At 59.6% G+C, this 16,341-nt stretch carries 15 protein-coding genes; 10 read left to right on the top strand and 5 right to left on the bottom strand.

The annotated features are described in order from the left end of the window. The first annotated feature begins 76 nt into the window (after nt 1-76). Complete coding sequence (locus tag GSQ93_RS30370) at nt 77-1,486, top strand: PLP-dependent aminotransferase family protein (protein WP_158939513.1); 1,410 nt, start codon at nt 77-79, stop codon at nt 1,484-1,486. A gap of 116 nt (nt 1,487-1,602) precedes the next feature. On the opposite strand, the gene GSQ93_RS30365 is transcribed toward GSQ93_RS30370, so the two are convergent. From GSQ93_RS30365 to GSQ93_RS30350, 4 genes are all read right to left on the bottom strand, one after another. After that, entirely contained in the window at nt 1,603-1,764 is a 162-nt protein-coding gene (locus tag GSQ93_RS30365) for a DUF1328 family protein (RefSeq protein WP_031363615.1), read from the bottom strand. Between the two features lie 245 nt (nt 1,765-2,009). Beyond that, a complete protein-coding gene (locus GSQ93_RS30360; RefSeq protein WP_158939511.1) occupies nt 2,010-2,174 on the bottom strand; it encodes a hypothetical protein in 165 nt (54 codons plus the stop codon). Between the two features lie 297 nt (nt 2,175-2,471). Beyond that, nucleotides 2,472-3,095 (bottom strand): LysE family translocator, encoded by a 624-nt coding sequence (locus GSQ93_RS30355; protein ID WP_158939509.1) that lies wholly within the window; start codon nt 3,093-3,095, stop codon nt 2,472-2,474. Between the two features lie 292 nt (nt 3,096-3,387). After that, nucleotides 3,388-3,579 (bottom strand): hypothetical protein, encoded by a 192-nt coding sequence (locus GSQ93_RS30350; protein WP_158939507.1) that lies wholly within the window; start codon nt 3,577-3,579, stop codon nt 3,388-3,390. 369 nt (nt 3,580-3,948) lie between these two features. On the opposite strand from GSQ93_RS30350, the gene GSQ93_RS30345 reads away from it, so the two are divergent. The 9 genes from GSQ93_RS30345 to GSQ93_RS30305 all read left to right on the top strand — a co-directional run bounded on the left by GSQ93_RS30345 (nt 3,949) and on the right by GSQ93_RS30305 (nt 14,716). Next, entirely contained in the window at nt 3,949-4,179 is a 231-nt protein-coding gene (locus GSQ93_RS30345; protein WP_158939505.1) for a hypothetical protein, read from the top strand. Nucleotides 4,180-4,470: 291 nt separating this feature from the next. Continuing rightward, nucleotides 4,471-4,953, top strand: coding sequence for an HU family DNA-binding protein (locus GSQ93_RS30340; RefSeq protein WP_158939504.1), 483 nt, complete (start codon nt 4,471-4,473; stop codon nt 4,951-4,953). A gap of 715 nt (nt 4,954-5,668) precedes the next feature. Next, nucleotides 5,669-6,862, top strand: coding sequence for an HlyD family secretion protein (locus GSQ93_RS30335; protein ID WP_158939502.1), 1,194 nt, complete (start codon nt 5,669-5,671; stop codon nt 6,860-6,862). After that, nucleotides 6,859-8,427: a DHA2 family efflux MFS transporter permease subunit gene (locus GSQ93_RS30330; RefSeq protein ID WP_158939500.1), complete on the top strand. Its 1,569-nt coding sequence runs from the start codon at nt 6,859-6,861 to the stop codon at nt 8,425-8,427. The genes GSQ93_RS30335 and GSQ93_RS30330 overlap by 4 nt, the downstream gene beginning before the upstream one ends. Nucleotide 8,428: 1 nt before the next feature. Beyond that, a complete protein-coding gene (locus GSQ93_RS30325; RefSeq protein WP_158939498.1) occupies nt 8,429-9,964 on the top strand; it encodes an efflux transporter outer membrane subunit in 1,536 nt (511 codons plus the stop codon). 351 nt (nt 9,965-10,315) lie between these two features. Next, nucleotides 10,316-11,722 (top strand): circularly permuted type 2 ATP-grasp protein, encoded by a 1,407-nt coding sequence (locus GSQ93_RS30320; protein WP_158939496.1) that lies wholly within the window; start codon nt 10,316-10,318, stop codon nt 11,720-11,722. An 81-nt stretch (nt 11,723-11,803) separates the two neighbouring features. Beyond that, the gene (locus GSQ93_RS30315) at nt 11,804-12,757 is read left to right on the top strand and encodes an alpha-E domain-containing protein (RefSeq protein ID WP_158939862.1); all 954 of its coding nucleotides are present in this window, start codon (nt 11,804-11,806) and stop codon (nt 12,755-12,757) included. Between the two features lie 35 nt (nt 12,758-12,792). Beyond that, a complete protein-coding gene (locus GSQ93_RS30310) occupies nt 12,793-13,590 on the top strand; it encodes a transglutaminase family protein (RefSeq protein ID WP_158939494.1) in 798 nt (265 codons plus the stop codon). A 256-nt stretch (nt 13,591-13,846) separates the two neighbouring features. Beyond that, entirely contained in the window at nt 13,847-14,716 is an 870-nt protein-coding gene (locus tag GSQ93_RS30305; protein WP_158939492.1) for a proteasome-type protease, read from the top strand. 261 nt (nt 14,717-14,977) lie between these two features. On the opposite strand, the gene GSQ93_RS30300 is transcribed toward GSQ93_RS30305, so the two are convergent. Continuing rightward, entirely contained in the window at nt 14,978-16,153 is a 1,176-nt protein-coding gene (locus GSQ93_RS30300) for a porin (RefSeq protein WP_158939490.1), read from the bottom strand. Nucleotides 16,154-16,341 lie beyond the last annotated feature (188 nt).

Here is a 16,341-nt window from a genome sequence, read left to right as displayed (position 1 = left end):
GTGCTGGCAAAATGGTGCAAACTGTATTGGTCATCTACCTGGATGATTCACTTTCATCATCCCCTTCTGCCGACTCATGATCGAACTTCAACTGGACCGTGAGCGCGCGCAAGCGACGCTCGTCGAACAACTGGTGCGGGCGTTTTCCGGGGCCATCGAACAACAGGCGCTGCGCGCCGGCGCGTTGCTGCCTTCGGTGCGCCAGCTCGCGCAGGCGGAGCGGCTGAGTACCTTCACGGTAACGGAAGCGTATGGGCGCCTTGTGTCGATGGGCCTCGTGATCGCGCGTCGCGGCTCGGGATACCGGGTGGCGGCGCGGGCGCCGGCGGCCCACAAGCGCGCCGTGGCATGGCAGCCGCCGAGCCTCACCGCGACCTGGCTTCTGTCCGATGTCTTCGCCGACCACTCCGTGCCGATCAAGGCCGGCTGTGGCTGGCTGCCCAACGAATGGGTCAATGAAAGCGGGCTGCATCACGCGTTGCGCTCGATCAGCCGCGTGCCGGCGGCGCGCATGGCCGACTACGGGCATCCATACGGTTTTGCGCCGTTGCGCGAGCGGATTGCCGAGCAACTGGACCGCTATGGCTTGCCCGCCGACCCGGCCACAAACGTGTTGCTGACCGCCGGGGCTACGCAGGCGCTCGACCTGATTGTGCGCACGTTACTGCGTCCCGGCGATACGGTCATTGTGGAAGATCCGGGCTACTGCAATCTGCTGCAGATCCTGCAACTGGGTGGCCTCGTCGTGCGAGGCGTGCCGCGCACCCCGGCGGGTATCGATAACGACGTGCTTGAGCAACTGGTGATCGAGCATAGTCCCAAGGCCATCTTTCTCAACACGACGCTGCAGAACCCGACCGGCGCGACCTTCGGCATGGCGGCGGCGTTTCGCTTGTTGCAGATCGCGGAACGCTATGGCCTGTGGGTCGTGGAAGACGATGTGAACCGCGAGCTCGCGCCGCCTGGTGCGCCGCTTCTGGCGGCCATGGAAGGCTTGAATCGCGTGCTATATGTCGGCGGATTTTCGAAGACAATCACGCCGGGATTGCGCTGCGGTTATGTGGTCGCCGAGCGTGACGTGCTGCGCGAACTGGCGCGTACAAAGATGGCCGTGGGGCTGACTTCATCGGCGGCGACGGAACGCATTGTCGAGAAAGTGCTGACTGAGGGGCGTTATGCGCGTCACGTGGAATCGATCACCGAAAAGCTCAAGGACGCGCACGTGCAGGTCGAGGACCGGATGGACGCGCTTGGTGTTGAGCCGTTTCATCGGCCGCGTGCCGGTTTGTTTGTGTGGGCGCGGTTGCCGGTTGAGCCCGAGCAAGCGAGCGAACTCGCGACGCAGGCGCTGGAAGATGGCATCTGGCTCGCGCCAGGTTCGTATTTCCGTCCCGGCGATGCCGCGAGCAACTGGTTTCGCTTCAACGTGCCGTATTCCACTGACGATGCGTTGTGGGGGTTTGTTGAGAAGTGGATGAGGCGCTAGAGCATCGCGCCAAATGAAAAAGCCTCGCGAGAAGCAAGGCTCAAGCGAGGCTTTTCGTCCTGTTCAAACCAGCGTTCGCGCCTTGGATCAAAGCAATCAAACGCTGACCTGCTGCTTCATCGCCGAAACACGCCGAGCAACAACGTTGCCAGGAAGATCACGATGAAGATGAAGAACAGGATCTTCGCAATTTCGGTTGCCCCACTCGCGATACCGCCGAAGCCAAAAAATGCCGCGATGATCGCGATGATGAAAAAGATGACAGCGTATCGAAGCATGAAGCCCTCCAAAGGGGTCGATTATCGGATTGGTTTGCGTGCTGGCTTGACGCCTTCGCCGCCTTGACTGCTCTACGTATGCCGCTGTGTCCCGCAGCGACCGAACTTAGAGCAACCGCCGTGCCCGGAACCCTTCACATCGAAAAATAGGGCGCAAAAAGATTTACGTACAAAAAAGCCGCACTGCGTTGCGCAAGTGCGGCCTTGGGAGACGCGCCAACGGGCGCGGGAAGGAAGGAGAAATGTTATCGGCGGGGCTTGCCGGTGTCGGGTTCGTCGTCGAGGTCGTCATCGTCGGCGTGGTTTAGCGCATCCGGCAATTGGTTCTCGAGTTCATCGCGTTCAATTTGGTCGGCGAGATCGAGGGACTTGCGTGTTGCGGGACCGGACGGGCGGTTTGCTCCAGACATGGCGTAACTCCTTGGGAGATTTCAAAGACGCGCCAACAGGGCGCGAGTTGATCGGGCAGCAAGCTTCGTACATGCCTGTCGATCCCCCGGATAACGGAGTGTGCGCATTTCTTGCCGCTTTTTACGGCCAAAGTTGCAATCAGGCTGCATATTTTGCGCGACGGCAGGCATGGACCAGTATGCGCCGCCTACGAAAAAATAGGCTGGATCTGAACTTCGAACCTCCAAATCAGCTCGCTGCCAATGCAACGACAGCAGCACTGATTGCACTGTCACGCCATACCCATCAGTGCGTCATCACGCCAGCGCCCGCTCGATGATCGGATACAAAGACAACACGAGCAACGTAGCCATTGTCCAGTTGAAAGCCCGCAGCCAGCGCGGTTGCGTGAGAAGCCGCCGCATGGATGTGCCGAATGCGGCCCACATGGTGATGCATGGCAATCCAACCACGATAAACACCACCGCCATGAAGACGGCATTCAGCGAAAAGCTCGAATGCAAATGGATCGTGGTCGCGGCGGTCAGCACCATCATCCAGGCCTTCGGATTGATCCACTGAAACGCGGCTGCTTCGATAAACCGCATCGGCCGGCGCTCGCCGTCGCGAACCTGCATGGTCGATGAGGTTGCGATCTTCCACGCGAGATACAACAGGTACGCCACGCTTACCGTTTCCAGAAGCGTATAAGCCCAGGCAAAACGCGCGAATGCCTGCCCCACGCCGAGACCGACCAGGACCATCAGGATGGCCACGCCCACGCTGATGCCGAGCACGTGCGGCACCGTGCGGCGCAACCCGAAGTTCACCCCCGATGCGAGCAGCATGGTGTTGTTTGGACCGGGCGTGATGGTGGTGACGAGCGCGAACAGCACCGCGGCCGGGAGAGCTGTCATTAAGGCGGCAGTGTCGAGGTGCATGGTGTTTCCTGGGTTTTCTGAAAGCAGGCGCTGAGTTGGATTGGCAGGTGTTCGCTGGACTCAGTGTATGAGATGTGATCTGTACAGTACCGGTACAGATGGTCGAATCGTTTCCTGTACGGTGCGGCGGGTGGTTGGACGGCGCGCAATCGGAGACGGGGTTTGCAAAAAATGTCGTATGAACCCGTGTTTCATCGGCACCGCTGATCCTACGTTCAGCGGGTCTTGCGGCCTCAGAGGCTGTTTAAGAATCCGGTCGAATGCGGCAGTCGCATGAGCGCCGAAGCGTTTTTTAACCGAGCTGCAATTTGGCAGCGTTCGGCGTGCTGATCGTTTTAGTTTGTTGATCGACGGTTCCGATTATTTTCGTGTGCTGTGCGCAGCGCTCGGTGATCATCCTTGGCTGAGATATCGGCAACCGCATGAAACCCACGCCCGAAGCTTCAGCCGTTGTTTCGCCGACTCGCTCGACGACTTCCTGCACGATGTCGCTTCGATCCGAAAACGGCTGCGCATTTAGATTCTCGCGTGAGCAATCCGCGCATTCAGCGCGCGTCGGCGTCAATGTGCAACGCGCGTCTCGCCGAGCATCTCGGCTGCGAGCTGTAAGCGGTTGCACGCGAGATCAGCGACCGGCGCAGCATGACGAAGCGATCGCTGTTTTGCTCAAGGACTCCGCGCAACACCGCACGCTCGAGCGTCTGAATTCCACCGTCTCCTCGATGTTGATCGGTGGGGCGGAAGGTGGACGGCAACGCAACCCTGAGGCGCTGCGCTTGTATGAACGCATGATCGATGTAGGAGCAAAAGTGAAAGTGCCGAACGCTTCCCGTCGCATGGGTGAGGTTAGCTCATGATCAATCGCAGCGGCGCGACGTGGCGTGTTGTCTCAATGCATCTGGGGCTGGCGTCGCCCGAAAGACGCGCACAGGTCGTGCAGGTGTCGCGAAGTTTTAATACCCCGGCGACGTCGTTGATCCTGCTCGACGACGTCAACGCGGGGTTTATCTACGGCCGAACGCTGCGGCGGTTGGTCTGGCATTTCCATCGCATGCGCTCTCCAAGGACCTGTCTAATACGCTAGCGGTTGTTCACTTCGCACCGCATCCAGTTGCATCCATGCGATGCCTCCCGTACGCGGTGATGTGCATCGAAGTTCGCCTGGCTCGGATCGCATCGGATCACTATCCGTTGATCATGCAGCTATCCGTATCGCCATAAAACAGACGCTCGTAACGAAAACCCCTTAAAAAATGGGTTAGAAACACAAAAAGACTCGCACGAAGTTCAGTGGCGCTTGTAGAATCCGGCGTTGATACGGATGCATTCAAGCGACCGTATTCTAAAAACACTGACCTCAACAGGTAGGAGAAACATGCCGACTTCCGCAAAAACCGCTGCCAAGAAAGCTGCGACCAAAGCTGCTCCCAAAGCTGCAACGAAGACTGCAGCAGCGCCCGTCAAGAAGGTCGCTGCCAAGAAGGCTGCATCGACGCCGGCTACTGTGGCGAAGAAAGCAGCCGTGAAGACGACGGCAACGCTGTCGCCGATCAAGGACACGTTCACGAAGGCATCGCTCGCCGCGCATCTGTCGGACCGCGCGACTGTCGACCTGAAAGCAGTGAAGGCCGTCCTGTCGGCACTCGAGGACACCATCCTCGGCGCGGTTCACAAGAAGGGCGCAGGCGAGTTCACGTTGTCGGGCCTCTTGAAGATTTCGGCGCAAGTCGTGCCGGCGAAGAAGAAGCGCTTCGGCAAGGACCCGTTCTCGGGTGAAGACCGTTGGTTCGACGCGAAGCCGGCGAGCGTGCGTGTCAAGGCACGTGCGTTGAAGAAGCTGAAGGACGCCGCAGCGTAAGCTGACGGAACAGTATCGAAGGACTATGGCAGCGCAGGCGTAGAGGCGAACCGTAGTCGAAAAAAATGGCCGGTTTCCGCGAGGAAATCGGCCATTTTTTTGCCGTCTTCTTCGGATGCGGGATTGAATGGCGGCGACGTTTGAACAGACCGGATGACGTGGAAACAGCGATTCAGTTTGTACATTTGTGCCGGGGGTTCCCGCGGTTGAGCGTAGCGCGGCACCGCTCAGACCGAGTCCTTGAGGATCATCGTCGACGTACCAGGTTCGCTTTCAAGTTCGAGAAGGAAGGCAACACCGATGCAGGATAAAAAGCGTGGGTAGGAACGCGCTGTCAATGTCACATTTACGCGGCCATTTACCTGCAACGCGCGCAGTGGAGACGGGTGTCGAGCCGGGCATAAAGAGTGTAGAAGACCTACGGCTTTGGCACAAATACGTGGGCCAAACAATAAAGACACTTAAGCCACCGGAGCCCGATTTGAATTTCGCCGGCGCGGATATAAGCCTCTGAAAACAAACTGAAAGCAGCGCACGCGTCACTCAGTAACGGCGGCACGTGGTTTGCTTAAGCAGTGCCCTTACGCTGAATCGTTGCGTGAATCGAGAATAGAGAAAGTTCAAGAGCAAGAGATTCCCATTCTGTCGACCTGCGACCTGGGGAGTGGCCAGACACCTGAGCCATTCCGCGTTTCAATGAGTGAGAGAGGGCCTGATGCCGGATCAAGACGAACGACCTGACGATGACCAAAATAAAGCCGGGGACGATTCAAACCACGGCGAGCAAAAAAGCGACAACGATAAAAACGGCGAAGACAAATCCAAAGACAAGTCAGACGGCAAGTCCGACGACAAATCCAACGGGCAGAAGAAAGGCCCGGGTAAAAAGCCGCTGATCATCCTGGCAATTGTTGTAGTGCTGCTGATCCTGGGTGGTTTGATCTGGTGGTTCGCGACTCGCAATCAAGTCAGTACCGACGATGCGTACACCGATGGCGATGCCGTGACGATCGCGCCGAAGGTTTCGGGCTACGTCGTGGTCATGAATCTTGGCGACAACAAATTCGTCCACAAGGACGACCTGCTGATCAAGATCGATCCGCGCGACTACCAGGCTCAACTGGATCAGGCGAATGCCCAACTTGGCCTGGCGAAGGCACAACTCAACGCGGCTCAAGTGCAACTGGATATTGCCCGCGTGCAATATCCCGCGCAACTGACCCAGGCGAAGGCTCAGGAACAAAGCGCGCAAGCGAACCTGACGCAGACCCGCGCGGCGTACGAACGGCAGCATGCCGTCGATGTCCGGGCGACATCGCAGCAAAATATCGACACCGCGACGGCCCAGCAGAAGAGCGCGCTGGCCAATGTCGCGCAGGCACAGGCGCAGGTGAAAACCGCGAGCCTCGTGCCCCAGCAAATCAGCCAGGCGCAGGCCACGGTCGAGGAGCGCCGGCAGCAGGTTGAGCAAGCCGAAGCGCAGGTGGAAGCGGCCGCGTTGAACCTGTCTTACACGGAACTGCGCGCGCCCGCGGACGGCTGGGTGACCAAACGCAACGTGCAGTACGGCACTTTCCTGCAGGCGGGCACGTCGATTTTTTCACTGGTGACCACGACGGTCTGGGTCACGGCCAACTTCAAGGAGTCGCAACTCGAGCGCATGCGCCCGGGTGATTCGGTGGATGTATCCGTCGATGCTTATCCCAACCTGAAACTGCACGGCCACGTGGACAGTATCCAGCTTGGCAGCGGTTCGCGCTTTTCAGCTTTCCCCGCTGAGAACGCGACGGGCAACTTCGTGAAGATCGTGCAGCGCGTGCCGGTGAAGATTCTTATCGATAGCGGATTGCAGCCTGATCTTCCGCTGCCGCTCGGGCTTTCCGTCGTTCCGAAGGTGATGTTGAAATGAGCGATCGTTCCAGCTGGAAGCCGAAGTCGAATCCGTGGCTGATTGCGATCGTGGTCACGATGGCGGCGTTCATGGAAGTGCTCGACACGACTATTGTGAACGTCGCGCTGCCGCACATTTCCGGCGCCATGTCCGCGAGCTACGACGAAGCCACCTGGACCCTGACCGCGTATCTTGTCGCGAACGGTATTGTGCTGCCCATCTCCGCGTTTTTCTCGAAACTGCTGGGACGTAAGCGATATTTCCTGATTTGCATCGGCGCGTTCACGGTCTGTTCGCTGCTGTGCGGCCTGGCGACCGACCTGTGGCAACTGATCGTGTTCCGGATCTTGCAAGGCTTCTTCGGCGGTGGATTGCAGCCGAACCAGCAGTCCATCATTCTCGATACCTTTCCGCCCGAGCAGCGCGGCCGCGCGTTTTCCATCTCTGCTGTGGCGATCGTGGTGGCGCCGGTGATTGGGCCGACGCTCGGCGGGTGGATCACCGACAACCTCACGTGGCGCTGGGTGTTCCTGATCAACGTGCCGATCGGCGTGCTCACGACCATCGCCGTGATGCAGTTTGTTGAAGACCCGCCGTGGGAGCAGAAAAAGGACCGCAAGGAACTGGGACTTGATTTCACCGGCATTGGCCTGATTGCGCTGGGGCTGGGGTGCCTGCAAGTGTTCCTGGATCGCGGCGAGGACGACGACTGGTTCAAGTCCGGGTTCATCACGACTTTCGCCATCCTCTCCGCTATCGGCATAGTCGGCGCGATCTTCTGGCTGCTTTACGCGAAGAAACCGGTGGTCGACTTACGGGTACTGAAGGACAAGAATTTTGCGCTGGGCTCAATCTGTATGGTGGGATTTGCATCGATCCTCTATGGGAGCGCAGTGCTCGTGCCTCAGCTCGCCCAGCAGCAACTGGGTTATACCGCGACGCTCGCGGGGCTGGTGTTGTCGCCTGGCGCCATGATGATCGTGGCCATCATTCCGGTGGTGAGCAAGCTGATGCCGATCATACAAACCCGCCACCTGGTCGGCTTCGGATTTTTCCTCATGGCGTGTGCGCTGTTTTATACGCATCACCTGGTGCCGAACATCGACTTCAAGACGCTGACCATCATGCGAAGTTCGCAATCCATCGCTATCGCTTTCCTGTTCGTGCCGATCACCACGCTGGCTTATCTGACGCTGAACGCATCGCAGAATGCGGACGCTTCCGCGCTGTTCACCATGTTCCGCAACGTGGCGGGATCGATCGGAATTTCGCTTGCGACCGCCTCCATTGTCGAGCGCACGCAGGCGAACATGGCTCACATGGCCGTGCATATGACGCCGTTGAACCCGAACTACAACGACTCGATACAACGCCTCACGCACACGTTGATGGACATGGGCCAGACCATGCAGCAGGCCATGACCACGGCGACCGGACTCATGTACAAGCAGTACATTTCGCAGTCCACGATCCTGGCTTACCTTGACGTGTTCGGCGCGGTGGCGATTTTCGCGTTGTGCTTCGTGCCGATCACGTTTTTCTTTTCACCGGTGAAAGCCTCGGGTGGCGGGGGAGGGCATTGAGATGAGCAAACGCTTGATTCCCCTGCTGCTTTCAATGTTCGCCGGCGCGTGTTCGGTCGGTCCGAATTTCACGCCGCCCGACGAGAAAGCCCCCGCCAACTGGCACGATCTGCAGCGCGCGCAGAACCCGCCCGACGACATGCGTTTTCCCCACGCGAGCATGCCGTCGCTGGTGGATACCAATGCGGACCCCGATCCGCGCTGGTGGCGCCAGTTCAACGATGCCACGCTGGACTCGCTGATCGACCGCGCGGCGGCGGGCAATCTGGATTTGCAGAGCGCTGTGCTGCGGATTGCGGCGGCGCGCGAACAGGCGGTGGTATCGGGCGCGCAGGGATTGCCGCAACTGAGCGCGAACGCGAGCTATCAGCGCGAGCAACTGGGTCTGAAAGGCTTGCTGCAATCGCAGGGTGTCTACGACAAGATCAATGCGCTTGGGCCGAACGGCGCGAGCGTGACCAACGCCCTGAATTCCGCGACGGGTCCGGTCAATCTGTTCCAGGATGGCTTCGATGCCTCGTGGGAACTTGATTTGTTCGGGCGTGTACGGCGCTCGGTGGAGTCGGCGAATGCGCAGGCGGAGTCGGAGATCGAGAACCGTAACGACGCGCTCGTCTCGCTCGAAGCCGAGGTTGCGCAGACCTACTCGCAACTGCGCGGGGCGCAACTGCTCAAGCAGATCACGCTGGCCGAGATCGATTCGGAGCAGCAGATCCTTGACCTGACCCGTGAGCAGGCGCGCGTCGGGCTGACGAGTCAGAGCGATGTGCAGAGTGCGACTGCGCAGGTGGGGTCGTTGCAAGCCCAGCTACCGCAATTCGATGCACAGATCGCGCAGGCGATGAACGGCCTTGCCGTGTTGACCGGGAGCGCGCCCGGGGCGCTGGACGAGGAGCTGGAGGCGCCGGGCGCAGTGCCGCCTGTGCCGCCCAGTGTGCCTATTGGTCTGCCGTCTACGTTAGCGCGTCGGCGTCCTGACATTCGTCACGCGGAAAGTAATTTGCATTCGGCAACCGCCGAGATTGGCGTGGCGGTGGCGCAGATGTACCCGGATGTATCGTTGACGGGCACCGTTGGCACACGAGCGACGCAGGCGAAATATCTTGCGCACTGGTCGAGTCTCTTCTGGACGGTCGGGCCGAGTATTTCGCTGCCGATTTTCGAAGGAGGTGCGTTGCGGGCGAATGTACGGATTGCGAAGGCGCAGGCCGGTGACGCGGCGCTGCAATATCGCTCGACAGTGCTCAAGGCGCTCCAGGACGTGGATAACGCCCTTGTGTCGTATCGGACCGATCAGGACCGTAGGGAGGCGCTGACGCGGACGGTGGAGGCAAACCGCATCAGTTTGCAGCTTGCGACCGATAGTTACCGGAAGGGTTTGGTGAGTTTTGTCACCGTTCTGGATGCAGAGCGGCAGTTGGCCCAGACGCGGCAACAACTGGCGCAATCGACGGTGAGCGTGACGACGGATCTGATCGCTGTTTATAAGGCGCTGGGAGGCGGATGGCAGGGCACGCCGGAGGCAGCCAGTAGTTGAAACGAGGATCGCTTACATAAGCAGGCCGCAAGACCCCGGAAGCCATACCCGTCACGCACTCGCCCGGTCCAACGGCGCGGGCGACGCCCTGTTCGCACCAAATTCGGGCATCCCCCCGTCACCATCAACCACCCGGCTCACCCCTCCGCACTGATTTGAAGCAAACTCCCACCTAACCCGCCAAAACAATGAGTAAAAACAAGTAGTAGAAAAAATGGCACGTCTGTTGCTTAATTGTAGATACTGAAACTACCGAAAGCGTCGGACAGGCGTGGCCCAGCTTGAGATCGGTATCGAGTTGGCATTTCCACGCACAGGCGGCACGAGGCCGCGATCAAAAAAGGACGCAAGATGCAGATCTACGATGAAATGCGTCACGAGGAAACCGTGCGGGCGCACTACGCACGCTTCTCCCGGTGGCTTTCCACTCAAAGCCCCGAAACCATCACGCGCAAGCGCGCGGAAGCCGATCTGCTGTTCAGGCGTGTTGGCATTACGTTTGCCGTGAACGGCGATCTGTCGGGCACTGAGCGCCTGATTCCCTTCGACATGATTCCGCGCATCATCCCGGGCGATGAGTGGCGGAAGCTCGAAGCAGGCCTCCGACAGCGGGTACGCGCGCTGAACATGTTTATCCGCGACGTCTATCACGATCACGACATCGTCCGCGCAGGGAAGATTCCCGCCGAACAGGTGTATACGAACGCGCAATATCGCCCCGAGATGCAAGGCGTGTCCGTGCCGCTCGACGTCTACGCGCACGTGGCTGGCGTGGACGTGGTGCGCGCGGGCGACGCAGGCGAGTTCTACGTGCTGGAAGACAACCTGCGGGTGCCTTCGGGCGTGTCGTACATGCTCGAAAACCGCAAGATGATGATGCGGCTCTTTCCCGAATTGTTCGTGCAGAACCGCATCGCGCCGGTCGCGCATTATCCGGATCTGCTGCTCGAAACTTTGCGCTCGATCGCCCCGGCGGGTGTGGACGACCCCAACGTGGTGGTGCTCACACCGGGCATGTATAACTCGGCGTACTTCGAGCACTCGTTCCTCGCGCAGCAAATGGGCGTGGAGCTGGTCGAGGGCAAGGACCTCTTCGTCGATGAAAACTACGTGTTCATGCGCACGACGCAAGGGCCTAAACGCGTCGACGTGATCTATCGGCGGCTCGACGATGACTTCATGGACCCGCTCGCGTTCCGCACGGACTCGGCGCTCGGCGTGCCGGGCCTGCTGACATCGTATCGTGCGGGCCGCGTGGCACTGGCCAATGCGATGGGCACGGGTATCGCGGACGATAAATCCATCTATCCGTTCGTCCCGGACATGATCGAGTTCTATCTCGGCGAAACGCCGATCCTGAACAACGTGCCCACATTTCAGTGCCGCAAGCCTGACGATCTCGCCTACACGCTCGCGCATCTGCCCGAGCTGGTCGTGAAGGAAGTTCACGGCGCGGGCGGTTACGGCATGCTGGTCGGTCCGGCATCGACGAAAGCCGAAATCGAGGCATTCCGCGAACGCCTGATCGCGCGGCCGGATGGGTATATCGCCCAGCCTACATTGGCGCTTTCCGCGTGCCCGACCTTCGTGGAATCGGGTATTGCGCCGCGTCATATCGACTTGCGGCCGTTCGTGCTGTCGGGTAAAGAAGTGACGATGGCCGCCGGCGGCCTGACTCGCGTGGCGTTGAAGGAGGGTTCTCTTGTCGTGAATTCGTCGCAGGGCGGCGGCACGAAAGACACCTGGATGGTGGACTAAGCATCCACCGGGATTGCTCGCACGGGCGCGCCTCCAAGCGCTACGCCCGCGCGCGCCACACAACAACGGAACGCCATCATGATGCTAAGCCGCACAGCCGATCACCTTTTCTGGATGGCTCGCTACATGGAGCGTGCGGAAAATACCGCCCGCATGCTCGATATCAACCTGAAGGGCATGCTCTTGCCGCAGACGCCGGATCAGGCCGCCCGCGCACAACGTTCGGTACTGCGTATTTCCGAACTCGAATCGCGGTTCGAGGAGCGTTTTCCGGGCTCAGATTCGCGCGTGGACATGCTGCACTTCATGGTCGCCGATACCGGCAATCCGTCGAGCATCATTTCCTGCCTGCACGCGGCTCGCGAAAACGCGCGTGCCGTACGCGGAACATTGACCACGGAAGCGTGGGAAACCATCAATTTCACGTGGCTTGAATTCGGCGAAAAACTGGCTGCGGATGAGCTCGAAAAAAGCCCCGACATGCTGTTCGAATGGGTCAAGTACCGCTCGAATCTGTGTCGCGGCGTGATGGTCGGGACTGCGCTTCAAGACGACGCGTTCTGGTTCATCCAGCTCGGCATGTATCTGGAACGCGCGGACAACACGGCGCGGATCCTGGACGTGCGTTTCGCCGATGCCGAACCGAATTCCCGTGAAGCCGCGCGTCAACTGGAGGACTTCTATTACTGGACCTCCATCTTGAGTTCGGTGTCCGCGCTGGAAATCTACCGGAAGGTGTATCGCGATGTCGTGACGCCGTCGCGGGTCGTGGAACTGCTTATCCTCAACTCGCAAATGCCGCGCTCGCTGCTGGCGTCGCTGGATGGGGTGTGCGCGACGCTCGACAAGCTTCGCACCAGCGGCTCGAACGAGTGTGAACGTTTCGCCGGCAAGCTGCGCGCGGACGTGCTGTACATGGATATCCGCCAGATTCTTGAAACCGGAGTGCACGCCTATCTGACGCAATTCCTGAAACGGGTCGATGAGCTCGGTGTGCGCGTGATGCGCACCTTCCTCATGTTGCCGCTCGCCTGAATGCTTCCGTCCCGCATCCGTCCTGGAACCCCATCATGCTTCTGACCATTCGTCATCACACAAGCTACCGTTACGCGGTGCCCGTGCAGTACTCCATCCAGCAACTGCGCATGACGCCCGCCAACGGGTCGGCGCAGATGGTGCGGCGCTGGAATATCGATACCGTTGGCAAGCTCGACGTCACCCGCGACGCGTACGCCAACACGCTGCATACGCTGGTGCTGACGAAACCTCATATGGAGATCCATCTTTCCGTGACCGGTCAGGTGGAAACCACGCTGCTTGATGGCGGCCGCCTCAACGACGGTCCCGGCCGGATTCCGCTCCAGCACTACACCTGTGCGACCGCGCTGACCGAGCCGGACGCCGTGATCCGCGAACTCGCGAACTCGGTGCCCAAGCTCGATTCACCCTCGGCGCTGATTGCGCTGGCGGAAAATATCGAAGCAAAGGTTCAGTTCAAGGCGGGCGTCACCGAGGTCACGAGCACGGCTGCCCAGGCGCTGCAGCTCGGTAACGGCGTGTGCCAGGATCACGCTCACATCATGTTGGCGTGCTGCCGCGCCCGCGGTCTGCCGGCGCGCTATGTGAGCGGTTACATCGATCCAGGCGATGTCCCGCATGCCGCAAGCCACGCGTGGGTGGATGTGTGGCTCGATGACGGCTGGGTGTCGGTGGACGTCACGCATGCCGCGTTCGCCAGCGGCCGATACTGCCGCCTCGCAGTCGCACGCGACTATGAAGCAGCCGCGCCCGTGCGCGGTTCACGCGTCGGCGGCAAGGAAGAGCGCATGAGCGTGGACGTTTCCGTGCAGGCTACGGCCGACCAGTGAGCTGAGCGAACGACACCTTGCGGCGCCCGTATTTCTCCGGTGCCGCGACATTCAAGGCGCGTCCCCATCTGCCGATAACTATTAGAAGGTGAGGTGGCGCGGCCTGGTTTGCCGCACCTTGACCCGATCACGGGAGGTGGCGCGTTGGCCGGGCATGGTGTCTGGTTATCGTGCCTGGCCGTGATTACCGCAATCAGCCCGATCCGGGCGATTACCCGACTACAATACGGATTTGCCTCTTTCAGGAATTGGACGCATGACTTATTGCGTGGCAATGCGCGTCGACGAGGGACTGGTGTTCCTCTCCGACACCCGCACGAATGCCGGGGTCGACCATGTGAGCGCGGCCCGCAAGATGGCTGTTTTCGAGCAGCCCGGCGACCGCGTCCTCGTGCTCCTCGCCGCGGGTAATCTCGCTCTGACGCAGGCGGTCATGCAACTGCTGTCGGAACCGGCGCCCGAAGACAAAACCACGCTCTATAACGTGCCGACCATGGCGGAAGCGGCACGGCTGGTGGGCGATGCGGTGCGCGAGGTGCATCGGCGAGATGCTGCTACGCTCGCGGAATTCAGCGTCGACTTCAATTGCAGCTTCATTCTCGGCGGCCAGATCCGTGGGGCGAATACGCGCCTGTTCATGATCTACTCGGCGGGTAACTTCGTGGAGTCGTCGGCGGTCAGCCCGTATTTCCAGATCGGTGAATCGAAGTACGGCAAGCCGATCATCGATCGCGTGGTCACACCGGCCACGCCGCTGGACGAAGTCGCGAAATGCGCGCTGGTGTCCATGGACTCCACGCTGCGGTCCAATTTGTCGGTCGGATTGCCGCTCGATCTGCTCGTGTATGAGAAGGATGCATTGAGCGTCACGCGGTTTTCCACAATCGATAGCGACAACCACTATTTCCAGATGATTCATCGGACGTGGGGTGAACGGCTGCGGCAGATCTTCGGGGAGATTCCAAATCCGACCTGGGCCGATCCTGACAATGTGCCGTTGCGGGCGCGTGAAACGGTATCGAACGTGCCACGCGTGACGGGCAGCGACCTGCGTGCAGAACCCGATACGTCAGCGCCGCCATTCCAGACGTTGATGCAGCCGGAAAGCGGGCAGTCGCAGCATTGAACAGGCGTTGGGTGTAGCAAACGCGGTTCAACGCGTGCGCACGGGCTCTGTGAGACAAGCAGCTTGAACAAGAACGCCCCAATCGGCTTTACGCCGAATGGGGCATTCTTGTTTTTGGCTTCGGCATATGGATCGCTGAAACCCGTTGGCCAATTCCTCGCGCGCATAAAAAAACAGCCATCGGCGAAGCCGATGGCTGTTTTTGAACCGCAGTCGAAATCGGCGCGCTAAACCGTGAAGCGATGCGCGCCGAATCCGGCTTTAGAACTTGTGACGAATACCAACGATGACCATTTCTTGCGTGTTCGTACCGGCGAAGCCGAACGAACCGATCGATGCTTGCGCTTCTTGATTCACGCGAACCGTCTGGCCAGCAGCGTTCGTGGTGAACGTAGCTTGCGTGCCGCTTGCTTTCTGGTAAGCGCCGAGTGCGTAGAAGTCCGTACGCTTGGACAGCGTGTAGTCCGCACCGATGCCGACCTGGTTGTAATGAGCACCCGTGTCGCCGCTAGCTTTCTCGTACGTGTAACCCAAGCCGATCAGGAAAGCCGGCGTAAGTTGGTAGTTCGCGAACGCGCTGCCGATGTTGTACGTCTCTGTCGACGTGAATGCCGAGAAACCGTCCGGACGGTACTTTGCATTGCTGTACGAACCGCCGAGCGTTACCGGGCCGATAGCGTACTGAGCGGCTGCACGAGCGATGGCGATCGAGTGAGCCGACGCGTAGCCGCTGTTGATCGGGCTGTCGAAGATCGAATCTGACGACGGGCTATTCCAGGTGGTAGCCGAACGGCCAGCACTCGGGTTGCTCGTGTAGTAGTAACCGGCAGCCAAGGCCAACGGGCCGTTGTTATACGCAACTGCACCGCTCCACGTCTGGCCTTGACCCGTCGTGCCTGCGCCGTTGCTGAAACCATACAAGCCTTCGAATTGCAGGCCAGCATAGTTCGCCGAAACGTACTTCACACCGTTATTTACACGCGAGCTGTTGTCGTAGTTGTCGACGTCGCCCGGCGTACCAACGATGGACGCCCAGTAGTTGTCACCCGTGATGCCTTGCACCATGTCGACCAGCGGATCGTATTGACGACCGAGGGTGACCGTACCCAGCTTGTCAGACGTCAAACCGACGAATGCCTGGCGACCAAATTCGCGGCCACCTTGGTTCAGCTTGCCCGTGTTCACGTCAAAGCCGTTTTCCAATTGGAAAATTGCCTTCAAACCGCCGCCCAAATCTTCCGAGCCCTTCAGGCCCCAACGATCGCCCGACAGGACGCCGCTAGCTGTGCCGATCTGCTTCTGGTTGCCGTTCGCATTGTGGACATAAGTGAGGCCAGTATCGATCACGCCATACAGGGTCACGCTGTTTTGCGCGTGAGCCACGCCAGCTGTGCCGAGCAGTGCCAGCGAAAGGGAAGTCAGTGCGAAACGTTTCATCAGGTTCTCCACGCGAGGATTAAATTCGTTGTTGCCGGCGCAGAGAATAACGCAGCGTTACAAAACTTAAGAACTGAAAAATTAAAACATGTCTCAAAAAAAAGACACTTTATGGCCGATCGTGTGATGCCTTGTAAGGCAAGCCTGTCAAGGCTTTAGCTGTTGATTCATCTAGTGAAAGCGCGACG

It is taken from the genome of Burkholderia sp. S171 (assembly GCF_009766085.1).
Taxonomy (GTDB): domain Bacteria; phylum Pseudomonadota; class Gammaproteobacteria; order Burkholderiales; family Burkholderiaceae; genus Caballeronia.
This window is presented reverse-complemented; position numbering and strand designations above follow the sequence as displayed.

Excerpts from the sequence above, each read along its gene's own strand:
- GSQ93_RS30345 (WP_158939505.1), top strand. The coding sequence starts at position 3,949 with ATGATCAATCGCAGCGGCGCGACGTGGCGTGTTGTCTCAATGCATCTG.
- GSQ93_RS30360 (WP_158939511.1), bottom strand. The coding sequence starts at position 2,174 with ATGTCTGGAGCAAACCGCCCGTCCGGTCCCGCAACACGCAAGTCCCTC.
- GSQ93_RS30325 (WP_158939498.1), top strand. The coding sequence starts at position 8,429 with ATGAGCAAACGCTTGATTCCCCTGCTGCTTTCAATGTTCGCCGGCGCG.
- GSQ93_RS30330 (WP_158939500.1), top strand. The coding sequence starts at position 6,859 with ATGAGCGATCGTTCCAGCTGGAAGCCGAAGTCGAATCCGTGGCTGATT.
- GSQ93_RS30310 (WP_158939494.1), top strand. The coding sequence starts at position 12,793 with ATGCTTCTGACCATTCGTCATCACACAAGCTACCGTTACGCGGTGCCC.
- GSQ93_RS30355 (WP_158939509.1), bottom strand. The coding sequence starts at position 3,095 with ATGCACCTCGACACTGCCGCCTTAATGACAGCTCTCCCGGCCGCGGTG.
- GSQ93_RS30320 (WP_158939496.1), top strand. The coding sequence starts at position 10,316 with ATGCAGATCTACGATGAAATGCGTCACGAGGAAACCGTGCGGGCGCAC.
- GSQ93_RS30365 (WP_031363615.1), bottom strand. The coding sequence starts at position 1,764 with ATGCTTCGATACGCTGTCATCTTTTTCATCATCGCGATCATCGCGGCA.
- GSQ93_RS30370 (WP_158939513.1), top strand. The coding sequence starts at position 77 with ATGATCGAACTTCAACTGGACCGTGAGCGCGCGCAAGCGACGCTCGTC.
- GSQ93_RS30335 (WP_158939502.1), top strand. The coding sequence starts at position 5,669 with ATGCCGGATCAAGACGAACGACCTGACGATGACCAAAATAAAGCCGGG.
- GSQ93_RS30315 (WP_158939862.1), top strand. The coding sequence starts at position 11,804 with ATGCTAAGCCGCACAGCCGATCACCTTTTCTGGATGGCTCGCTACATG.
- GSQ93_RS30300 (WP_158939490.1), bottom strand. The coding sequence starts at position 16,153 with ATGAAACGTTTCGCACTGACTTCCCTTTCGCTGGCACTGCTCGGCACA.
- GSQ93_RS30340 (WP_158939504.1), top strand. The coding sequence starts at position 4,471 with ATGCCGACTTCCGCAAAAACCGCTGCCAAGAAAGCTGCGACCAAAGCT.
- GSQ93_RS30305 (WP_158939492.1), top strand. The coding sequence starts at position 13,847 with ATGACTTATTGCGTGGCAATGCGCGTCGACGAGGGACTGGTGTTCCTC.